The 1,172-nt window shown below is 69.5% G+C and carries 1 pseudogene; it reads left to right on the top strand.

The annotated features are described in order from the left end of the window. Positions 1–18: 18 nt before the first annotated feature. A pseudogene (locus ACWCPY_RS43335) lies at positions 19–1,172 on the top strand (hypothetical protein); the annotation flags it as partial.

Below are 1,172 nucleotides of genomic sequence, written 5' to 3'. Positions count from 1 at the left end.
GCCGGGGAACGCACCGGGGTGCACCTCTCCACCCTGACCACCCACTTCCGCCTACAGGAATACGAGATCAGACACGTTCTCGAGCCTGCCAGCATCACCGTCCAGCAACTCAAACTGCCGGTCGGCGACAAGCAGCGCCATCGGCTGGGGGTGCGGGTGGATGCCCTGGGCCGGCACGGCCTCGGGGACGGGGACGGGTCGGGTGAACTGCTCCCGGATGCCTCCGACGGGCCGGGCGGGACAGGACGGGAGGAGACGATGGACCAGGCCGGCCCCAGCCAGACCCACCACCCCGCCTCCCCCCCACTGACCGTCGAGGACCTCGCCCGCACCATCCGTGAGCTGGCCGGGGAACGGGCCGGTGTGCACCTTGAGATCGTGGCCGCCCACCTCCGCCGGACGCAAGACGAGATCAGGGATGTCCTCAAGGCCGCCAGCATCAGCGTCAAGACAGCCGAACTGCGGTTCGACGGCAAGCGGCGCAAACAGCTGGGGGTGCGGGTGGACTACCTGGGCGGGCACGGCCTCGCCCACCTCCCGACCGTCGAGGACATCGCCCGCACCATCCACGAGCTGGCAGCAGCGAACAACCACCTTGGTGTGCACCTCGCCGACCTGGCCGCCCACCTCCGCCTGAAGGAATTCGAGATCAGGGGTGCCCTAGAGGCCGCCGGCATCATTGTCCAGAGAATCACACTGCTGGTCGGTGGCGAGCGGCGCAACTGGCTGGGGGTGCGGGTGGATGATTTGGGCGGGCATAGCACCGCCCACTTCCCGCCCGTCGAGGACCTTGCCCGCACCGTCCGTGAGCTGGCAGCAGCGGACAACCAACCCGGTGTGCACCTCGCCGACCTGGCCGCCCGCTTCCGCCTGCGGGAAGACGAGGTCAGGAGTGTCCTCGAGGCCGCCGGCATCAGTATCCAGAGACTCAGCCTCCGGTTCGGCGACGAGCGGCGCTCACGTCGGTTGGGGGTGCGGGTGGATGCTTTGGGCGGGCGTGGCCTGGTTGGGGGTGGGTCGGGTGGGCTGTCCCGGGATGCTTCCGGTGGGTCGGGTGGGGCGGGTGGGGGGGAGAGTGTGGGTCCGGTCGGTTCTGGCGGGGCCCGTCATCGTGTTTCTCTTCGGCCGGTTGTCGGGGGTGTTGCCGGTTCTTCTCGTGATCGGGTGGCGGT

The organism is Streptomyces sp. NPDC002403 (genome assembly GCF_053593015.1).
Note: the sequence above shows the minus strand (reverse complement) of the source record. Positions and strands in the feature narration are given on the sequence as shown.